This is a genomic window from Streptomyces sp. NBC_01431 (assembly GCF_036231355.1).
Lineage (GTDB): Bacteria > Actinomycetota > Actinomycetes > Streptomycetales > Streptomycetaceae > Streptomyces.
Genome location: NZ_CP109496.1, coordinates 4,256,376 through 4,274,997, shown reverse-complemented (window position 1 = coordinate 4,274,997; position 18,622 = coordinate 4,256,376). Strand labels below are relative to the sequence as shown.

Here is an 18,622-nt window from a genome sequence, read left to right as displayed (position 1 = left end):
CGGAGGCCCTAGCAGCGGTGGCGCTCGGCCGAATACAGGTGGCTGTCCCGGAACTCGGACGCCCCCAGCACCCGACCCACCAGGATCACCGCCGTACGCACGACACCCGCCTCCTTCACCTGCCCCGCGATGTCGGCGAGCGTGCCGCGCAGGACGAGTTCCTCGGGCCGGGAGGCGAAGGCGACAACGGCCGCGGGGCAGTCGGCACCGTAATGCGGGAGCAACTCCTCGACCACCCGGTCGACGTACCCCGCCGCCAGGTGCAGCACCAGCAGCGCCCCACTGCGTCCCAGCGTCGCGAGGTCCTCGCCCTCCGGCATGGCGGTGGCACGCTGGGCGACGCGGGTCAGGATGACGGTCTGGCCGACCGTCGGCACGGTGAGCTCCCGCTTGAGCGCCGCCGCGGCCGCCGCGAAGGCGGGCACCCCCGGCACCACCTCGTACGGCACGCCCGCCGCGTCCAGCCGCCGCATCTGCTCGGCGACGGCGCTGAACACGGACGGGTCGCCGGAGTGCAGCCGGGCCACGTCCTGCCCGGCCTCGTGGGCGCGCACCAACTCGGCGGTGATCTCATCCAGGTTGAGCTGCGCTGTGTCCACGAGCCGGGCGCCCTCGGGGCATTCGGCGAGGAGTTCGCGCGGCACGAGACTGCCCGCGTACAGACAGACCTGACAGGAGGCGAGCGTACGGGCGCCGCGCACCGTGATCAGGTCGGCGGCGCCGGGCCCCGCGCCGATGAAGTACACGGTCATCTGTCTGCTCCAGTAAGGGTGTCGAGCGGTACGGGGCCGGACTTGACCACCGCCCACTGGGTGACGGGCATGGCCTGGCGCCAGCCCGTGAAGGTACCGACGGGCACGGCGTGCGCGACCGCGAGCCGTACCAGTTCGCCGCCGTGGCGGCGGTACCACTCGGCGAGCAGCGCCTCGGATTCCAGGGTGACGGTGTTCGCGACCAGCCGTCCACCGGTGGGCAGCGCGTCCCAGCAGGCCGCGAGCAGCCCGGGTGCGGTGAGCCCGCCGCCGATGAACACGGCGTCGGGGGCGGGGAGTTGGGCGAGAGCGGCGGGCGCGGCACCGGTGACGACCCGCAGCGCGGGCACACCGAGCCGGTCGGCGTTGCGACCGATGCGCTCGGCCCGTACCGGATCCCGCTCGACGGTAAAGGCCCGGCAGGACGGATGCGTACGCATCCACTCGACGGCGATCGAGCCGGAGCCGCCGCCGATGTCCCAGAGGAGTTCGCCGGGCGCGGGCGCGAGCGCGCCGAGGGTGGCGGCGCGGATGTGCCGCTTGGTGAGCTGGCCGTCGTGTTCGTACGCCTCGTCCGGGAGACCCGGTACGGCGCCAAGGCGCAGGGCGCCGGGAGCGCGGCGGCAGTCGACGGCGACGACGTTGAGCGGGTCGCCAGGAGGGGCCGACCAGCCGTCGGCGGTGCCCTCGACGCACTGTTCGTCCTCGGAGCCGAGCTGTTCGAGGACCCGCATCCGGCTCGGTCCGAAGCCGCGGTCGCGCAGCAGGGCGGCGACATCGGCGGGCGTGGCGGCTCCGGCGCTGAGCACGAGGACGCGCCGGCCGTCGTGCAGCGCTGCCGCGATCCTGGCCGCGGGCCGCCCGACGACGGTGACGACCTCGGTGTCCTCGACGGCCCAGCCGAGCCGGGCGCAGGCGTACGAGACGGAGGAGGGGTGCGGCAGGACGAGCGGCGGGGCGCCGAGCACATCGGCGAGGGTGCGGCCGATGCCGTAGAACATGGGATCACCGCTGGCCAGCACGGCGATGCGGCACCCGGTGTGGGCTTCGACCAGCCCCGGGACGGCGGGTCGCAGCGGCGAGGGCCAGGCGACGCGTTCGGCTTCGCAGCCGTCGGGCAGCAGGGCTAGCTGCCGGGCCCCGCCGATGATCACGTCGGCGTGCGCGAGCGCGTCCCGGGCCCGGGAGGCGATCCCGGCCCACCCGTCGGCCCCGATCCCGACGACGGTGACGTCGGGGAGGGGGGTTGGGAGGTGGGGGGTCACGGATACCTCGGGATGCGGTGCGAGTGGCTGGAGCCGCACTCTACTGTCCACCCACCCCCACACCCCGTGCCGGGTCCGGCCCGACCCGGGGTGGCCGTTCGCGCAGTTCCCCACGTCCCTGGCGGGGTGGGGGACCGAGCCCCAGACGACCCCGGGGGCGGAGCCACAGGGGTGGAGCCGCCCGCAAAACCCCTCGCGCCCCCGTCCCCCTCCGCCTAGCCTGACCGAGCCGAACCCACCCCACCCGCGGGAGCAACAAGTGCGCCGACTCTTCGAAACAGCCCAGAGCCCACACCTCAAGGCGACCTTCGGAGAACCCCGCACCCATGAAAGCCCTGCCCACCCGCACCCTGAACATCGGCATCCTCGCCCACGTCGACGCCGGTAAGACCAGCCTGACCGAGCGGCTGCTCTACGACACCGGCGCGATCGACCGGCTCGGCAGCGTGGACGCCGGGTCCACGCAGACCGACACCGACGCCATCGAGCGGCAGCGCGGCATCACCGTGCGCTCCGCGGTCGCGTCGTTCCGCGTTGGCGACACCCAGGTCAACCTGATCGACACCCCGGGGCACAGCGACTTCATCGCCGAGGTGGAGCGCGCGCTCGGCGTGCTCGACGGCGCGGTACTCGTCCTGTCCGCCGTGGAGGGCGTACAGGCGCAGACCCGCATCCTGATGCGCACCCTGCGCGAGGCCCGGCTCCCGACGCTGGTATTCGTCAACAAGATCGACCGCGCGGGCGCCCGAGCGGACGCCCTCCTCGCCGACATCCGCCGCAAACTGGCCCCGCACATCGCCCCCATGACGGCGGTACGCGACCTGGGCACGCCATCCGCCAAGACGGCGCCACACTCCTACAGCGACGCCCGATTCGGCGCTGCCCAAGGAGAGTTGCTCGCCGAGCACGACGACGCGATCCTCGCCCGCGTCGTGGACGGCCCACCGCTCACGCCCGCCGAACTGACCAAGGCGCTCGCCGACCAGACCGCGCGTGGGCTCGTGCACCCGGTGTACTTCGGCTCGGCGATCGGCGGACAGGGCATCGCCGCGCTCGTCGACGCCGTCGTGACCCTGCTCCCGGCGCCCACGCCGGACACCGCCGCCCCGCCGCGCGGCACGGTCTTCGCGGTGAAGCGCGACGGCTCGGGGCGCAAGGTGGCGTACCTCCGCCTGACTGAGGGGCGTCTGAGCAACCGTCAGCGTCTGACCTTCACCGCGTCCGACGGCGCCACCCACACCGGCCGCCTGACCGCCCTGGACGTCGTCGGAGCCGAGGGCGCGGGAGGCACGGCGGGCGCGTCCGGCCCGACCCCTCTCACCGCCGGGAACATCGGCCGACTGCGAGGACTGCCCCACATCCGGGTGGGCGACCGCCTGGGCCCGCCAAAGGCTCCGGGCGCACAGCACTTCGCCGCCCCCACCCTCCAGAGCGTCGTACACCCCCGACAGCCCGGCACCGCGGCGGCCGCGCGGCTGCACGCGGCGCTGGTTGACCTCTCCGAGCAGGACCCCTTGATCCGCGCCCGCACCGAACCGGGCGGCGCCACCTCGGTGTTCCTGTACGGGGAGGTACAGAAGGAGGTCATCGCGGCCACGCTGGCCGACGCGTACGGCATCGAGGCGGTCTTCGAGCCGAGCCGCACGGTGTGCAGCGAACGTCCGCACTCTGTAGCCGAGTTCACCGAGGAGATCAACCGGGGCCCGTCCCCCTCCGGGTACTGGGCGACCGTGGGCCTGCGCGTGGCGCCGGCTCCGTACGGAACCGGGAACGTCTTCCGGTACGAGACCGAACTGGGCGCGCTGCCGAGGGCGTTCCACCAGGCGGTCGAGGAGACCGTGTACGACGTGCTGCGCTCGGGCGGCCCGCAGGGGTGGGCGGTGACGGACTGCGCGGTCACCCTCGTACGCTCCGGGTTCGACAGCGTGATGAGTACGGCGGGTGACTTCCGCGCCGCGAGCCGGATCGTCCTGGAGCACGCGCTGCGGAAAGCGGGCACGCGGGTCTACGAGCCGTACCACGCGTTCGAGTTGGAGGTTCCGCTCGGCACGCTTACCGCGGTCACCGCACAGCTGTCCGCGATGGGCGCGCTCATTGAGGAGACCACCGGCGGCGAGGAGGTGCGGCTGCTGCGCGGCACGGTCGCGGCCCGCCGGGTGGCGACGCTGGAACGGCGGCTGCCCGCACTGACCCACGGAGAGGCCCACTGGTGGTCCCGTCCCCACCGTGACAGGCCGTTGGGCGGGCCGTCGTCCTCAGGCCGTGCGGACAGGTTGGCGTAGACCTCTTGCGGCTTGGTCTAGGCCAATGCCAGTCTCTCAAGTGCCGCTACACCAGGCCGACTTGGCGTATCCCCGGCACCGCCGCCCAGCCCGGCCGCAGCTCGCCACCGCACGTACTCCCACGATCAAGGAGCACTCGCATGTCCGCTCGGCGTACCGCAGCGTCCCTGGGTGTCCTCGGGGCGACCTCCCTCGCGTTCCTCGCCCTCGCCCCCACGCCCGCCTCCGCGCACGGCTCCCTGTTCAACCCGGTCAGCCGGGTCGCCGCCTGCTACGCCGAGGGCCCCGAGCACCCGGTGTCGCAGGTGTGCAAGGACCTGGTCGCGGACTCCGGCACCCAGCCGCTGTACGACTGGAACGAGGTGAACATCGCCGACGCCAACGGCCAGTCCCGCCAGCTCATCCCGGACGGCAAGCTGTGTTCGGCGAACCGGGACAAGTACCGCGCGCTGGACTGGGCCCGCACCGACTGGCCCGCGACCAACGTGTCGGCGGGCTCGTTCGACTTCAAGTTCCGGGTGACCGCGCCGCATTCGGGCACGATGACGCTGTACATCACCAAAGACGGCTTCGACCCGACCAAACCACTGAAGTGGTCCGACCTGGACGACACGCCCGTCGCCACCTACCGGACCTCCAGAACGGCGACGGACGGCTACTACGACTTCACCGGCACGCTGCCCGCCCGCACCGGACGCCACATCATCTACAAGGTCTGGCAGCGCGACGACAGTCCCGAGGCGTTCTACGGCTGCTCGGACGTGGTGTACGGGGCCCCGGCCAAGGCGGCCGCGCAGCCGGCCGCGCCCACCGAGCAGAAGATCGCGGCTGGCGCGCCCCGCTCGACGGTGAGCCACCACGGCCACGGCGGCGACCCGGCGGCGGCAGTGGCATCGCCTTCGTCGTCGTCTTCGACGTCGTCCGGGAACGCGGTGGCCCCGCAGGCCCTGGCCGCGGTCTCCACGGCCGGAGTGGCAGCGGGCGGCTTCCTCCTGCTTCGGCGGCGCCGCGGCTGAGGGATCCAGCAGGTGACCGTGCGGCCGGCGGGGTCAATACCCCGCCGGCCGCACCAGCCCGCACTCGTACGCGAACACCGCCCCCTGCGTCCGGTCCCGCAGGCCCAGCTTCACCAGGATCCGGCTCACGTGTGTCTTCACCGTCTGCTCCGCCAGCACAAGGCGCGCCGCGATCTCCGCGTTGGACAGGCCCTGGGCGATCAGCGTCAGCACCTCCGTCTCGCGCTCGGTCAGTTCGCCCACCCGTTCCTTCAGCGGCGTCGCCTGCGGCACCGGCGCCAGGCGCGAGAACTCCGCGATGAGGCGCTTGGTGATGTTGGGCGCCAGCAGCGCGTCCCCCGCGGCCACCACCCGTACCGCCTGGGCGAGTTCGGCCGCGGAGGCGTCCTTCAGCAAGAACCCCGACGCCCCCGCGCGCAGCGCCTCGTACACGTACTCGTCCAGATCGAAGGTGGTCAGGACGAGCACCTTCACCGCGGACCCCGCACCCGCGGGCTCCGCGGCACCGGCCGCACCCGTGATGCGCCGCGTCGCCTCGATGCCGCCGAGTTGCGGCATGCGGATGTCCATCAGGACGACATCGGGGGCCAGTTGACCGACCTGGGCCACCGCGTCGAGCCCGTCGACCGCCTGGCCGACGACCTCGATGTCCGGCTCCGCGTTGAGCAGGACGGTGAATCCCTGACGGACCATCACCTGGTCGTCGGCTATCAGGACACGGATGGTCATGGGCGGCTGTCCTCCAGCGGAAACGTGGCGGTGACTTCGTAACCGCCGTCGGGCGTCGCGCCCGTGGCGAGCGCACCGCCCAGCATGGCAGTGCGTTCGCGCATGCCGAGCAGCCCGTGCCCGGCGCCGGGCGACGGCGCGACCGGCCGGTCCGGCGCGGTGTTGGTGACCCGCACCACGAGTTCCGCGCTCTGGTGCGCGACCACCACCCCCACCGAGGCCCCAGGCGCGTGCCGCATCGCGTTGCTGAGCGCTTCCTGGACGACCCGGAACGCGGACAGTTCCACGCCGGGCGACAGCGGGCGGGGCGTGCCGAGGACGTCCACCGTGACCTCCACCCCCGCGCCGCGGACGTTGGCGAGGAGTTCGCCGAGGCGCTGGAGCGAGGGCTGCGGCGCGTGCCGGGCGCCCTCGGCGAGCGGGTCCTCGGAGCGCAGCACGCCCAGGACGCGGCGCAGTTCGGTGAGCGCCTCCACCGCGTTCTGCCGGATGCCCGCGAGGTTCTCCTTCAGCTCGTCGGACGGGTTCTCCACGAGGTGCGGCGCCACCTGCGCCTGGATGGAGATCACCGACATGTGGTGGGCCACCACGTCGTGCAGCTCGCGGGCGATCCGGGTGCGCTCCTCCAGGAGCGTGCGCCGGGCCCGTTCCTCCGCGGTCATCTCCCGCTGCGCGACGAGCTGCGTCCGGGCCACCCGGCGTCCGCGCAGCGCGACCCCGACCACGACGGCGAGCGAGAAGAACACCAGGGCGAGGCCGGCACTCGGCGAGCTGTTCGGCCGACCGGGCAGAACGGCGCAGAGCGCACCCGCCCCGAGGCTGAACGCCAGTGTCTGTGCCGCGACCCGGGGCCGGTGGCGCAGGGCGACGAACAGGAGGACCGCGGTCTGGATCGCGATCCCGGGCCCGCTCCACGGATACATGGCGTCCAGGTCGACCCAGGACTCCGCCCACAGCGCGGCGACGAACATGACGGCCGTCGTCGCCCACCAGGCCGCCAGCGGCCGGTAGAGCGCGAGGATCACCGCCCCGGACTGGATCCCGGCCAGCACCACACCCGCTTCCACCCCCAAATGGAAACGGTGCGCGTACTGGTCGGTGCCGAAGGCGACCGCGACGACCGCGCCGAACAGCAGCGGAAAGATGAGCGCGGGCCGCCACATCATCCAGTCCGGCTGCTCCGCGGGCGGCGACGACTCGGCCGTCGGGAACAGATCCTTGCGTACGTCGCGCGGCACCGCCCGCAGTCGCGCCGCGAGCCGACGCCCCACCTGTCGAACCCGTTGCCCGTCCCCCTGTTTCACAGGGCTCACCCTAGGCACGCCCCATCTCCCCCGTTCGGGCGGGACGCCCTTCGCGCACCACTCTCGACGCCCCGCGCCGGGGCTGTTCGTACGTACGGAACGTCAGCCAGCACACCGTCAGCATCAGCGCGAACACCGGCAGCCAGGCGAGCCGGGCCAGGATCCAGCTGCCGCCGTCGGGCACGGTGTGCAGTCCGGGCAGCGTGCCACCCGTGAGCAGGCCGAGGCAGGTGACGGCCATCATCGACGTCTGGTGCCACAGGAAGATCGTCATCGCGGACAGGTTGACCAGCGCCACCGCCGCCCACAGCGCGGGCCGGCGCAGCACCCGGCGCAGCGGCCCGAGCAGCAGCAGGGCGGCGCCGCACTGGGCGAGTCCGAAGGTGACGGCGGCCAGCGTCGGCGGGTTGAGGTTGGATATCGCGGCCCCCGGCACCCCGACCATCGAGGCCGGATAGCCCGCGAACAGCACGAGCAGCGCGGTCGCCACGGCCCCGCCGACGAGCAGCACCCATCCGGTCGCCCGCAGCGAGGTGCCCGCCCCGCGCCGCGCCCACAGCGCGCCCAGGCAGTACGGCACCAGCCAGCCCGCGGCCACGTTGATCCAGCCGGTCCAGGCCGCCCCGCCGTATCCGAAGCGGTACACGTCGACGTACAGGACGACCGCGAGCGGCCACAGCGGATGCACCCGGCAGACGATCGGCGTCGCGGCCGTCAGCGTGGCGAACACCAGCAGGAACCACAGCGGGGACAGGACGAGTTTGACCAGGGTGTGCACGACGTCCGGGCTGACCTGCGTGGCGAGCATGCCGCCCGCCGCGACCAGCCACACCGTGAGCACCGCCGCGACCGGCCTGAACAGCCGCCCGAGTCTGGCCCGCAGCCACTGCCCGTACGTGGTGCCCCGGGCGCGAGCGGACGCGTAGCTCTTCGTGGCGACCTGCCCGCCCACCAGGAAGAAGACGGCGAGGGTCTGGAACGCCCAGGATATGGGCGCCAGTTGGGGCATGTGCTGGAGAGGGCTCGCCCCGTGCACGGTGCCGCTGTCGAAGACGAGGGCGGTGACCAGCCAGTGCCCGAGCACCACCCCGAGGATCGCGAACGCGCGCAGCGCGTCGATGGCGCGGTCGCGGTCGGGCGGGGTCGCCGCCTCGATCCGGTGGACGAGTTCACGCATGACGGTCCTCCTGCGGACTCTGGCCGTTCACGATCCGGGCGATGTTCCTCAGCGGTACGGAGCCGGGTCTGAGGTAGTCGCTGTGGCCGCCGGAGCCCGCGTCGAAGTGGCGGGCGCCGAAGTGCCGCGACACGGGGTCGCTGCCGAATCCGACGGTGACGAAGGGGAGATGGAGGCTCGTGTGGGGCACGTCGGCGATCCAGTCGCCGCCGGCGCGGCCGGCCCACACGGTGGCGGAGGTGTGCAGGGCGGATGCGGTGTCGAAGCCGGTGCCGGGGCTGCCGTACAGGACGATGTCGGCGGCCTCGACGCCGGACGCGGCCTTCGCGCAGACGACCGAGCCGTAGGAGTGGCAGACCAGGGAGGTCCGGGCGGTCGGCTTGGCCGCCGCCAACTCCCTCATGAATGTGGTGAGTTGGGGGGCGGCGTCGTCGGCTCGTCCCGGCGTGAGGATCTCCGGGCTCACGGTGCCCGGGGTCTCGTATCCCATCCAGGCGATGACGGCGGCCTGCGGGCCGAGCTGACCGGCCAGCGCTCGGGCGCCGTCGAGCAGCCGCCCGTACTGGTCGAGGCTGGTGTCCGAGCCGGGGACCAGGACCGCGATCGTCTCGGCGCGGGCCAGGTCGCCGAAGACCTCGGCGGTGCGTCCGCCCGCGCGCCCGTCGAAGGACAGGAAGTGACGGTCCGGGTCCGCCATGGCGCTCAACGCCCTTGCCCTGCGCCGGTCCTGGTGGTCCTCGGCCATCTTCTCGGCGGCCAGGACGTTGGCCCGGTTGGTCTCGTAGCGGGCGCCGAGCGTGCCGACGGAGAGTGGCGCGAGGGCGGCGGGCGCGGGGGCCGCGACCGCCGCCGGCCGGGCCGCGCCCGACAGCGGCACGGCCACGGAGGCGGCGACGAAGGCGGCGATCAGGGTGCGGCGCACCCGCCCGACGCGCGCCCGGCCGCGACGCGAAACGCGGTCGCCCCCGTGGCCCGCATGGCCCGCTTCCGGGTGCGCAGCGCCGTCGCCCCCAGGCTCCGCTTCCGGACGCGGAGCGCCATGGCCAGCTTCCGGGTGCGCAGCGCCGTCGTTCGTGCGCGGGCCGTGCGGGTGTTTGCCGTGCGGACGCGACGCCATGGGAGACCTTCCGTACCGGGGGTGTTCTGCCGGTACCGAAGCTATGGATCAGGCCATGTCGTCCGCGTCGCGCTGGAGTTGCCACTTGGCGGGTAGCTCCGTAGACCTAGGGGTGACTCCCCAAGTACTACGGGGGCGAGGCCCGGCCCCACCGTGGCCGGGCACCCGTGGTCACCCCGTGCGGCGCTCGGCGCCCTCGCGCTTGCGGGCGGACTGGAGCCGGTAGGGCACGTCGATGACGGTCACCCCGGGCATGAACAGCAGCCGGGCCTTGAGCCGCAGTGCGCTCTGGTTGTGCAGCGGCTGCTCCCACCAGTGGCTCACGATGTACTCGGGGATGACCACCGACACCATTGCGCCCGGATCCGCTTCGGCCGTCTCCTTCACATGCGCGAGGACCGGCCCGACGACCTCGCGGTACGGGGAGTCGATGATGGTCAGCGGTACGCCGAGGTCGTACGCCGCCCACTTCTCGCGCAGCCGCACCGCGTCGTCGTCGGCTGCCGCCGTCAGTGCGGTGAGCGTGTCGGGTCGCAGCGCCTGGGCGAAGCCGAGCGCCTTGAGGGTGGGCGCCTGCACGGCGGAGACCAGCACGAACGCGTGGTGGCGGGAGGGCTTGCGTGGCTTGGCGTCCGGCGCGACGGCGACCTCCCTCGCCACCTGGTCGTAGTGCCGCCGCACGCCCTTCATCCCGAAGAACAGCAGCGGCATCGCGATGATCACCAGCCAGGCGCCGTGCGTGAACTTGGTGATCAGCACGATGACGAGGACGATCGCGGTCATGGTCGCGCCGACCGAGTTGATGGCGAGCGAGCGGTGGATGTGCCGCCGGTTCTGCTGCCCCTCGGGCGTCCGCAGCTCCTTGCGCCAGTGCTTGACCATGCCGGCCTGCGAGAGCGTGAAGGAGACGAAGACGCCGATGATGTAGAGCTGGATGAGCCGGGTCAGCTCGGCGTTGAACAGCACGATCAGGCCGATCGCGGCGAGCGCGAGCAGCACGACGCCGTTGGAGTAGACGAGCCGGTCACCCCGGTTGTAGAGCTGGCGCGGCGCGTACCGGTCCCGGGCCAGGATCGACGCGAGCATCGGGAAGCCGTTGAAGGCGGTGTTGGCGGCGAGGATCAGCACGCCCGCAGTGAAGGCCTGCACCAGGTAGAACAGGATGTCCACATGGCCGAACGTGGCGCGGGCGATCTGGGCGAGCGCGGTCGCAGTCGCGGTCCCCGCCGGCAGCCCCAACTCCGTTGGGTCGGCGGCCACATGGACCTGGAAGATCATGGCGAGCGCGGTGATCCCGGCGAACATGGTGACCGAAAGCAGGCCCATCGCGGCGAGGGTGTTGGCGGCGTTGCGGCTCTTGGGCCGCCGGAAGGCGGGCACGCCGTTGCTGATCGCCTCCACGCCCGTCAGCGCCGTACACCCGGAGGCGAAGGCGCGCATGGCAAGCAGGACGACGGCGATCCCGGTGTAGTTCCCGGTGGCGTGGATGGGCAGGTGGGCGGATTCGGCGAGGATGGTTGTGCCGGTGGCCAGGCGGACGGCGGCGACCGCGAACATCAGGTAGATCACGCACACGAAGCCGTACGTGGGAATCGCGAAGATGCGCCCCGACTCGCGTACGCCCCGCAGGTTCATGACGGTGAGCACCACCACGAAGGCCACGGACAGGGCGACTTGGTGGTCGTTGAGGGCGGGGACCGCGGAGGTGATGGCGGCGACGCCGGAGACGACGGAGACCGCGACGGTCAGCACGTAGTCGACGAGCAGCGCGCTGGCCGCGGTGAGCGCGGCGGTCGGCCCGAGGTTCTCGGAGCTGACGATGTAGGCGCCGCCGCCGCCCGGATAGGCGTAACAGGTCTGCCGGTAGGAGGCGACCACGACGATGAGCAGGAAGACGATGGCCGCGGCGGCGTACCAGGTGAGGTTGAGCAGGGCGGCTCCGCCGAGCGCGAGGATCAGCAGGATCTCTTCGGTGGCGTACGCGACCGAGGACAGCGGGTCGCTACAGAAGATGGGCAGCGCGAGCCGCTTGGGCAGCAGCGTCTCCCCCAGGCGGCTGGTGTCCAGCGGCCGTCCGACCAGCATCCGCTTCGCGGAACTCGAAACTCCCATAAGTGATGAAACTAGCTGTACCAGGCATATCGAAAGGTGTGCCGCACCGAGCGGCGCCGTTCGGGCGCCCGCACAGGCCCCCGCCCTGGCGATACGCCGGGGAAACAGCGAGCGCCGGCCCCGGGGTTCCGGGACCGGCGCGGCGCTGAGGAGGACGGGCGGTCTGATCAGGCGGCCACGGTCCGGGCGCGCTTGAGGGTGCGCAGGATGAGCCACTGGTCGCCCCAGGCCATCGCGGTGCCGATGACGGCCATCACGATGCCGAGGGTGAGCTGACCGGTCGCGGCTCCCAGCGCGAGGCCCGCGACGCCGAGTCCGTAGCGGATGACGAAGCGGACGACGAGCAGGCCCAGCGCCAGGAAGCGGGTGCGCTTGTTCTTCCAGAGCGACTTCATGTACCGGATGCGGGCCTTCAGGACGGTGAAGGCGAGCACGATCTGGACGATGGCGACGACCGGGATCAGCGCGTACAGGATCGGGTAGGCGCGGGCGATGTCGAAGATCCCGGCGAAGAGGCCGACCAGCGGGAAGTACCAGTTGGGCAGACCCTTGAGGACGGCTCCGTCGACGGTCGCCGTGGCGTCGGCCTGGGCCTCGACCTGGGTGTTGATCCGAACCGGCGTCTGCATCGCGACCGTGGCGCTCATGGCGTTCCCCTCACCTTTTCCTCAGTGCCGCCGGCCCTTGCCGACATCACTGATACTCCCGTCCGGGGCGGTCACGGCGGCAGAGTGAAGCGTCCTGACTGCCGCAGGACAAATGTCATCGCCCGCCGCCCGGTTCGGAGCGCGCCCTCACGCCGAGTGAGGCTCAGGCGTTCCGCCACGCGTGTGAACGCCCGCGACGGCGAACGGCTCCAGGGCCGGGCGGCGCCCCACCGTCCCCGTCCCTATTCGTCCCAGGAACGACTGGGACGCATCTCCTTGACACCCTCCGGACACAGTTGATGACACAGGGTCACTTACTCGGGGACCCCGCACCTTGGAGAACACACATGAACCGAAGCACCGTGCGCAACAGCGTCGTCGCCGTCGCCGCCGTCATCGCCCTGTTCCCGACCACCGCCATGGCCGCCACGCCGACGGCCGCGCCCGCCACGGCGACCGTCGCCTCCGCGCACCACCACCGGGTGCTGCCCCACGGCACGGTGGCCGCCCCGCGCGGCCACCGGCTGCACGTCCGCTCCGGCGCGGGCGTCACCTACCGGACCACCGGCACCCTGCGTTCGGGGCGCAGGGTGCCGCTGGTCTGCAAGACGATCGGGACCTCCGTGCACGGCAACAAGATCTGGTACCGCGTGGCCGTGCAGCACGCCCGCTACGTCTCCGCCCGGTACGTCCGCGTCACGGCCGCCCCGGCCGTCCCGTGGTGCTGACCGGGGCCGGCGGCTGAACCCACAACTTCGCCCGTTCGCCCCAGGGGCCGGAGCTTGGCTCCGGCCCTCCAGGGGTACAGATGCCCCTGGAACGGGATCTTGTGGACTTTTTGGAGGGACCGCGTGGCCCAGTGGCGACCGTTGCCCGAGTCGACCCGGCCCGAAACGAGGCTGTTGATCGAGGAGTTGAGGCACCTCAAACAGTCGATGGGCCTGAGCCTGGCCGGACTGGCCCCCCGCACCGCCTACAGCAAGTCGGCCTGGCACCGCTATCTGAACGGGGACAACTTTCCGCCCCGCAGCGCGGTGGACGCCTTCGGAGCCCTCGGCGGCCCCGAGCACCACGCCCGGCTCCTCGCCCTCTGGGACCAGGCAGTACGTCCCCCGGAGCCCGTGGCCCCACCGCCCCCGTCGGCCGAAGCGCCCGCGCTGCCCGCACCGGCGCCGCCCCGCCGCCCGCACCGCCGTACGGTGACCATCGCCGCCGCGCTCGCCCTGGTCGGGTCCGCCGCCTGGGCCGCCGTCCCGCACGGCCCCACCGCGAGACCCGCGCCCGCCGCGTCGCCCGCCTGCCGGGGTGCCAGCTGCCAGGGCGCCGACCCCGCCGTCTCCCCCTGCCGCACCGACGCCCGCACCCAGAGCGCACTGACGACGGCCTCGTACGCGGTGAAGCTCCGCTACAGCCCGTCCTGCGACACCATCTGGTCCGAAGTACGCAACAGCTCGACCGGTACCGACACCGAGAGCCCGATGCTGGTCGCTCCCGACCCGAAGGAAGCGGAGGCGTGCGCGGAGGTCGGCCACAAGATGCTGTGCACGGGCGACGTCGAACCGTCGCCGCCGGGTTAGCCCCGGGCCTCAGCCCGGAACGCCGCCCCGCTCCTCAGCCGCCGACCGCCGTCCCGGCCTTCTTCCAGTTCTCGCGCAGCCGAGCCAGGTAGTCCCCCGCCTGGCTCCCCGGCTTCGCGCCCCGCGCGAACGCCGCCATGTTGCCGCCGCCCGCGTTGTAGCCGAGCGCCATCAACTCGTCGCGCGAGTACGGTCCCGACCAGTGCGAGGGCAACTGCTCGGACATGTCGTGGAGGTACCAGGCCGCCGCCTCCACCGCGAGCGCCCGGTCGTCGGGCAGCTCCTCCCACTTCCGCGACGCGAAGTCCCGCCCGCGCTTCGTCTGGTCGAACGCGGCCCGGTGCATGTTCGCGATGCCGAAAGCCGCGTCCGGCTTGTACTTCTGCCAGCTCCGCTCGAACGCCGGGTCGTGCGGCTTGTAGTCCTCGTTGTAGAGGATCGCCATCAGCAGCTGCGCGCTGATCCCGGCCTTCTTCGCGTACGTCCGCACCTGCGGCGCGTAGTCGGCGGGATCGTACGTGCCGCCCGGCGTCGGCGCGGCCTTCGCCGGAGCGGACGCGGAGGCGGAGGCGGACGGCGTGGGCTTCGTGGACCCCGGGTCCGCGTGCGTGCCGACGTACCGCGTGCACCCCCACCCGAGGAGCGCGGCAACCGGAAACACCAGCCACCGCGCCCGCAGACCCCGTTTACGCTCAGCCTTCACCATCCGCTCAGCCAAACACACCTTCACGCGCCGCCGCCACGAAGGCCCCGAAGGCCTCGGGGGTGGTGGTGAAGGCTCCGCCTTCGGTGTTCTTGGAGTCCCGGACGGCTATCCGGCACGGCTGAGCGGCGATTTCAACGCAGTCGCCTCCGCCAGCTCCGCTGTACGTGGACTTCTGCCACGCGGCTCCGCCGAGGGGGGCGCACTCTATGCACTCGCCTCCGGTGTTGCCGCTGTACGAAGACTTCTGCCAGGCGGCACCGCCGAGGGGGGCACACTCTATGCACTCGCCTCCGGTGTCACCGCTGTACGACGACTTGCGCCAGGCGGCTCCGCCGAGGGGCGTGCACTCGATGCAGTTACCGCCCGTGTCGCCGCTGTACGACGACTTACGCCACGGTGCGCCCGTCAGGTTCTGGTTGGTCCCCATAACGCTCCTCCATTACGCGGGCGATCAGTGCCGCCGAGCGTTCGACAGAGAGCGAGGCGGCCTGCAAATGATCGTAACGGAGTGAACCCTCCTTGACGGCTTGCTGGTTGGCGGTCATATGGCCCTGGATGAAGTCCTCCGTGTAGACGATGTCCGGGTCGTCATCGAAACGGAGCAAGGTGAACGACCCCATCAAGCCCGCATGCTCGCCCACCTCGAACGGCAGCACCTGCACCTTCACCCATTCCCGCTCACGCAGGTCCAACAGGTGCGCCAGTTGCCGTCGCATGACGTCACGGCCGCCGATCTCCTGATGCAGCACCGCTTCGCTCATCACGACCCACATCAGCGGTGGCGTATCGCGCTCCAGGATTCGCTGCCGCTCCATTCGGGCCGCCACCCTGGCATCGAGGTCCCCCTCGGTCCGTACGCCGAGCACGGCACGTGCGTACTCCGGCGTCTGGAGAAGGCCGTACACCAACTGCGCCTGGTACGTGGAAATGTAGGAGGCCGTCGCCTCCATCTCCGCGTACTGCTGGAACCACGTCGGGAGCTGGCTGCGCAGCACCAACCCCACGAGCCGCGTGAACATCCCATCCGTACCCAGCGCCGCGTCGACCCGCTCCGAGAAATCACGGGTCGGGACCTTGTGGGCGGTCTCGATCTGGCCGACCAGGGAGCCGGTGACGAAGATGCAGCCGCCCAGCGCTTCCTGGGTGAGGCCTGCGGCCTCGCGGCGCCTACGCAGCTCCGAGCCGTAGTAGTCCAGCGGCGACGCGCTGGGGTCGAGGTGTCGGATGTTGGCCATGGCGGGCACCTCCGGGATCACGCGGCGTCGCGTACGGTCGGTTCATCGCCGAGCGTAATCGCCTGATCGACCCTGGGTGACGCAAATCACCCAACTCCCTTCAGGAGACGGTCAGTACGGCGTTGCCCCGCACCTTCCGGGCGCGCAGGTCCGCGATGACCTCGGCCGTGCGCGACCAGTCCCGTACCGAACCGATCTCCGGGTGCAGGCGCCCGGTGGCGACCAGGCGGACCAGGGTGGCGAGGTCGGCCCCGTACGTCCTGTCGGAGGTCGTGTAGTCGAAGTGGGCGATGCGGGCCTGGCTCGGGCCCTTGAAGAAGTCGAAGAAGTCGAGGGTCACCGGCGTACGGCTGGCCTGGCCGAACCAGACGAGCAGACCGCCCGGCGTGAGGAGGGCGAGGGCGGCGGGGAGCGAGTCGCCGCCCACCGATTCGAGTACGAGGTCGTACGGACCCTCGGTGTCCGTGAGCGATGTGGCCACCACGGCCGCGCCCAACTCCCGCAAGCGGGCGCCCCGTTCAGGAGTGGCGACGACCGCGGTGACCGCCGCTCCGGACGACGCGGCGAGCTCGGTGACGTAGTGGCCGACTCCGCCGCTCGCGCCGGTGAGCAGGACGCGGCGACCGGCGACGGGTCCGGCCGCGCGCAGCAGCCGGAGCGCGGTGATCCCGGCGAGGGGCAGGGCGGCGGCGGTCAACGCGTCGACGCCGTCCGGCAGTTCGGACACACTCGCGCTCGACACCGCGACGCGTTCGGCCCAGCCGAACGCGGGCGGGTGGGCCACGACCCGGGTTCCGGCGGCGGGGCCGCTGCCGTCGGCAGCGGGGCGTACGACCGTCCCCGCCACGTCCTTGCCGGGCCGCCAGCCGGGCCACGTACGGTCAAGCTGCCCGTCGAGCTGGAAGGTCTCGCCCCGGTTGACCGAGTACGCCTCGACCGCGACCACCAACTCATCGGCGGCGGGGGCGGGTTCGGGGGCCTCGCCCAGGATGACGGGCTTGTCCGTGTCGGCGGGGGAGCCCGGCAGTACGGCCTTCATGGCAGGTGCCTTTCAGGAGGAGGGTCCGGGTTCAGACGAAGACGACGTTCTTGGCGTGCAGCGTGTCGGCGAAGAACTCGCGCACCTCGGCGATGCGGCCCTCCCGGATGGTGAACACGGCCAGGCAGTGCTGGTCGTAGCGCAGGCCCGACTTGGCGAGGCCACGGGAGTTCCACTCGGCGAAGACGCGCTCGCCGTCCGCGATGACGCCGCCGAACTCCAGCTCCAGCGACTCCGGCACGAGCCGCGACAGCATCGCGGGGATGAACTCGTCCAGGATCTCGCCGGGGCCGGTCCAGGTCCGCGACAGCGGGAGGTCACCGGCGAGGGTCCAGGTGGCGTCCGGCGAGAAGAACTCGCGCAGGGCGTCGAAGTCGCCGGTGACCAGGGTGTCCATGTAGGCGAGGACGACAGCCCGGCTGGCCTCGGTGACGTTCGCGGGGGCGGCTGAGGTGGTGGTCTCGATGCTCATTTTTCTTAATCCTTCGTGTTCGCTGCATTTGTGGTGTTCATCGGTATTCGCCGTGTTCGCGGTGTCTCTTTCCGACACCTGAACACTAGGAACGGGGGCCCGCCCGAGGGAAAGACCTGTTCGGGACCGGCTCATGCCGTACCGGCATAACCGCTGCTCACGACCGTTCGTATGCTGCTGGGCATGTTCGAACTCCGCCGTCTGCGCTACTTCCTCGCCGTCGCCGAGGAGCGGAACTTCACGCGCGCCGCCGAACGTCTGCACATAGCCCAGCCCGCGCTCAGCCGTCAGATCCGGCAGCTGGAACAGGAGCTCGGCGTACGGCTCCTGGACCGCACCACCCACTCCGTCGAACCCACCGACGCCGGGCGGTTGTTGATGGAACGCGGGGCCGAACTGTGTGCGGAGGCCGACCGGTTGTGGCGTGATGTGCGTGGCTTCGCCGAGACGGAGCGGGACGCGCTGACACTCGGGTACAGCACGAGCACGGGGTACGGCACGGCACCGGCGCTGCTCGCCGCCCTCGCCGAACGCCACCCCGCGCTCGCCGTGACGACCCGGCTGCTGACCACCGCCGAGATCGTCGCCGGGGTCACGGACGGCACCCTGGACGCGGGTCTGGTCCGCTGCCCGCCGCCGACGCCCGAACTCGTCCGCACCCTGGTACGCCTCGAACCGCAGGGCGTACTGCTGCCCGCCGCCCATCGGCTGGCGGCGCGGGAGTCCGTCGAGGTGGCCTCGCTCGCGGGCGAGCGCCTGCTGGTGCATCCGCGCGAGGCGAACCCCGGGCACTTCGACGCGATTGTGGGGATCTTCGCGGGGGCGGGTCTTGAGCCTCAACTCCTGTTGCGGCAGCTGTCGTTCGACGCCGCGCACTCGCCGGTGCTGCGGGGCGAGGCGGTCTCCGTCATCGGGGAGTCGGCGGTGGAAGGGCTGCCGGGGGCGCTGGCGTGGCGGCGGTTGCGGCCGGCGTCCACGATCGAGCTCCATCTGCTCACGCGGGGCTCGGGGCGCCGCCCGGCCGTCGCCAACCTGCTGCGGACCGCCTCCGAGACGGCCCGCGCGCAGGGCTGGCTCCACTCCCCGGCGTAGCCGCTCCGCGCACTGCCCTTCGGCTGCGGACCGTGCGCGGCTCCGCCAGCGCGGACAGGTCGGCTGCGGACCGTGCGCGGCTGATCGCGCAGTTCCCCGC

18 protein-coding genes are annotated in these 18,622 nt (G+C 72.0%); 5 read left to right on the top strand and 13 right to left on the bottom strand.

The genetic code is table 11. The features are described from left to right. Nucleotides 1-8: 8 nt before the first annotated feature. Together cobM and cbiE are read right to left on the bottom strand one after the other, a co-directional pair. The gene (cobM, locus tag OG522_RS19625; RefSeq protein ID WP_329464289.1) at nucleotides 9-752 is read right to left on the bottom strand and encodes a precorrin-4 C(11)-methyltransferase; all 744 of its coding nucleotides are present in this window, start codon (nucleotides 750-752) and stop codon (nucleotides 9-11) included. Next, the gene (gene cbiE, locus OG522_RS19620) at nucleotides 749-2,017 is read right to left on the bottom strand and encodes a precorrin-6y C5,15-methyltransferase (decarboxylating) subunit CbiE (protein ID WP_329464288.1); all 1,269 of its coding nucleotides are present in this window, start codon (nucleotides 2,015-2,017) and stop codon (nucleotides 749-751) included. Before cbiE ends, cobM begins: the two co-directional genes overlap by 4 nt. 326 nt (nucleotides 2,018-2,343) lie before the next feature. Between cbiE and OG522_RS19615 the strand changes: the two genes are divergently transcribed. Both OG522_RS19615 and OG522_RS19610 read left to right on the top strand, forming a co-directional pair. Continuing rightward, the gene (locus OG522_RS19615; RefSeq protein ID WP_329464287.1) at nucleotides 2,344-4,299 is read left to right on the top strand and encodes a translation factor GTPase family protein; all 1,956 of its coding nucleotides are present in this window, start codon (nucleotides 2,344-2,346) and stop codon (nucleotides 4,297-4,299) included. A 140-nt stretch (nucleotides 4,300-4,439) separates the two neighbouring features. After that, nucleotides 4,440-5,315 carry a lytic polysaccharide monooxygenase auxiliary activity family 9 protein gene (locus OG522_RS19610; protein ID WP_329464286.1) on the top strand — a complete coding sequence of 292 codons (876 nt, stop codon included), beginning with the start codon at nucleotides 4,440-4,442 and terminating at the stop codon, nucleotides 5,313-5,315. A 33-nt stretch (nucleotides 5,316-5,348) separates the two neighbouring features. On the opposite strand, the gene OG522_RS19605 is transcribed toward OG522_RS19610, so the two are convergent. From OG522_RS19605 to OG522_RS19580, 6 genes are all read right to left on the bottom strand, one after another. Continuing rightward, the gene (locus OG522_RS19605; RefSeq protein WP_329464285.1) at nucleotides 5,349-6,044 is read right to left on the bottom strand and encodes a response regulator transcription factor; all 696 of its coding nucleotides are present in this window, start codon (nucleotides 6,042-6,044) and stop codon (nucleotides 5,349-5,351) included. Next, a complete protein-coding gene (locus tag OG522_RS19600; RefSeq protein WP_329464284.1) occupies nucleotides 6,041-7,315 on the bottom strand; it encodes a sensor histidine kinase in 1,275 nt (424 codons plus the stop codon). The genes OG522_RS19605 and OG522_RS19600 overlap by 4 nt, the downstream gene beginning before the upstream one ends. A 43-nt stretch (nucleotides 7,316-7,358) precedes the next feature. Next, complete coding sequence (locus OG522_RS19595) at nucleotides 7,359-8,525, bottom strand: acyltransferase family protein (RefSeq protein ID WP_329464283.1); 1,167 nt, start codon at nucleotides 8,523-8,525, stop codon at nucleotides 7,359-7,361. Beyond that, the gene (locus OG522_RS19590; protein ID WP_329464282.1) at nucleotides 8,518-9,447 is read right to left on the bottom strand and encodes an alpha/beta hydrolase; all 930 of its coding nucleotides are present in this window, start codon (nucleotides 9,445-9,447) and stop codon (nucleotides 8,518-8,520) included. The genes OG522_RS19595 and OG522_RS19590 overlap by 8 nt, the downstream gene beginning before the upstream one ends. Before the next feature lie 366 nt (nucleotides 9,448-9,813). Then, nucleotides 9,814-11,754, bottom strand: a complete 1,941-nt coding sequence (locus tag OG522_RS19585; protein ID WP_329464281.1) for an APC family permease — start codon at nucleotides 11,752-11,754, stop codon at nucleotides 9,814-9,816. A 167-nt stretch (nucleotides 11,755-11,921) separates the two neighbouring features. Continuing rightward, nucleotides 11,922-12,401, bottom strand: a complete 480-nt coding sequence (locus tag OG522_RS19580) for a hypothetical protein (protein ID WP_329464280.1) — start codon at nucleotides 12,399-12,401, stop codon at nucleotides 11,922-11,924. 347 nt (nucleotides 12,402-12,748) lie between these two features. On the opposite strand from OG522_RS19580, the gene OG522_RS19575 reads away from it, so the two are divergent. Continuing rightward, nucleotides 12,749-13,129, top strand: a complete 381-nt coding sequence (locus OG522_RS19575) for an SH3 domain-containing protein (RefSeq protein WP_329464279.1) — start codon at nucleotides 12,749-12,751, stop codon at nucleotides 13,127-13,129. Between the two features lie 123 nt (nucleotides 13,130-13,252). Then, on the top strand, nucleotides 13,253-13,978 hold the full coding sequence (locus tag OG522_RS19570; RefSeq protein WP_329464278.1) for a helix-turn-helix domain-containing protein: 726 nt from the start codon (nucleotides 13,253-13,255) through the stop codon (nucleotides 13,976-13,978). A gap of 34 nt (nucleotides 13,979-14,012) precedes the next feature. On the opposite strand, the gene OG522_RS19565 is transcribed toward OG522_RS19570, so the two are convergent. The 5 genes from OG522_RS19565 to OG522_RS19545 form a co-directional block, all read right to left on the bottom strand. Beyond that, a complete protein-coding gene (locus tag OG522_RS19565) occupies nucleotides 14,013-14,684 on the bottom strand; it encodes a transglycosylase SLT domain-containing protein (RefSeq protein ID WP_329464277.1) in 672 nt (223 codons plus the stop codon). 4 nt (nucleotides 14,685-14,688) lie between these two features. Beyond that, entirely contained in the window at nucleotides 14,689-15,111 is a 423-nt protein-coding gene (locus tag OG522_RS19560; protein ID WP_443074715.1) for a DUF397 domain-containing protein, read from the bottom strand. Continuing rightward, entirely contained in the window at nucleotides 15,071-15,919 is an 849-nt protein-coding gene (locus OG522_RS19555; protein WP_329464276.1) for a helix-turn-helix domain-containing protein, read from the bottom strand. The genes OG522_RS19560 and OG522_RS19555 overlap by 41 nt, the downstream gene beginning before the upstream one ends. 100 nt (nucleotides 15,920-16,019) lie before the next feature. After that, nucleotides 16,020-16,958 (bottom strand): zinc-binding dehydrogenase, encoded by a 939-nt coding sequence (locus OG522_RS19550; RefSeq protein ID WP_329464275.1) that lies wholly within the window; start codon nucleotides 16,956-16,958, stop codon nucleotides 16,020-16,022. Between the two features lie 31 nt (nucleotides 16,959-16,989). After that, nucleotides 16,990-17,430, bottom strand: a complete 441-nt coding sequence (locus OG522_RS19545; RefSeq protein WP_329464274.1) for a nuclear transport factor 2 family protein — start codon at nucleotides 17,428-17,430, stop codon at nucleotides 16,990-16,992. Nucleotides 17,431-17,613: 183 nt separating this feature from the next. Here OG522_RS19545 and OG522_RS19540 point away from each other — a divergent pair, with 183 nt between their 5' ends. After that, a complete protein-coding gene (locus OG522_RS19540) occupies nucleotides 17,614-18,522 on the top strand; it encodes a LysR substrate-binding domain-containing protein (protein ID WP_329464273.1) in 909 nt (302 codons plus the stop codon). Nucleotides 18,523-18,622: the final 100 nt, after the last annotated feature.

Coding starts and splice junctions, on each gene's coding strand:
- cobM (WP_329464289.1), bottom strand. CDS start 752: ATGACCGTGTACTTCATCGGCGCGGGGCCCGGCGCCGCCGACCTGATC.
- OG522_RS19615 (WP_329464287.1), top strand. CDS start 2,344: ATGAAAGCCCTGCCCACCCGCACCCTGAACATCGGCATCCTCGCCCAC.
- OG522_RS19610 (WP_329464286.1), top strand. CDS start 4,440: ATGTCCGCTCGGCGTACCGCAGCGTCCCTGGGTGTCCTCGGGGCGACC.
- OG522_RS19605 (WP_329464285.1), bottom strand. CDS start 6,044: ATGACCATCCGTGTCCTGATAGCCGACGACCAGGTGATGGTCCGTCAG.
- OG522_RS19595 (WP_329464283.1), bottom strand. CDS start 8,525: ATGCGTGAACTCGTCCACCGGATCGAGGCGGCGACCCCGCCCGACCGC.
- OG522_RS19585 (WP_329464281.1), bottom strand. CDS start 11,754: ATGGGAGTTTCGAGTTCCGCGAAGCGGATGCTGGTCGGACGGCCGCTG.
- OG522_RS19580 (WP_329464280.1), bottom strand. CDS start 12,401: ATGAGCGCCACGGTCGCGATGCAGACGCCGGTTCGGATCAACACCCAG.
- OG522_RS19575 (WP_329464279.1), top strand. CDS start 12,749: ATGAACCGAAGCACCGTGCGCAACAGCGTCGTCGCCGTCGCCGCCGTC.
- OG522_RS19565 (WP_329464277.1), bottom strand. CDS start 14,684: ATGGTGAAGGCTGAGCGTAAACGGGGTCTGCGGGCGCGGTGGCTGGTG.
- OG522_RS19560 (WP_443074715.1), bottom strand. CDS start 15,111: ATGGGGACCAACCAGAACCTGACGGGCGCACCGTGGCGTAAGTCGTCG.
- OG522_RS19555 (WP_329464276.1), bottom strand. CDS start 15,919: ATGGCCAACATCCGACACCTCGACCCCAGCGCGTCGCCGCTGGACTAC.
- OG522_RS19550 (WP_329464275.1), bottom strand. CDS start 16,958: ATGAAGGCCGTACTGCCGGGCTCCCCCGCCGACACGGACAAGCCCGTC.
- OG522_RS19545 (WP_329464274.1), bottom strand. CDS start 17,430: ATGAGCATCGAGACCACCACCTCAGCCGCCCCCGCGAACGTCACCGAG.
- OG522_RS19540 (WP_329464273.1), top strand. CDS start 17,614: ATGTTCGAACTCCGCCGTCTGCGCTACTTCCTCGCCGTCGCCGAGGAG.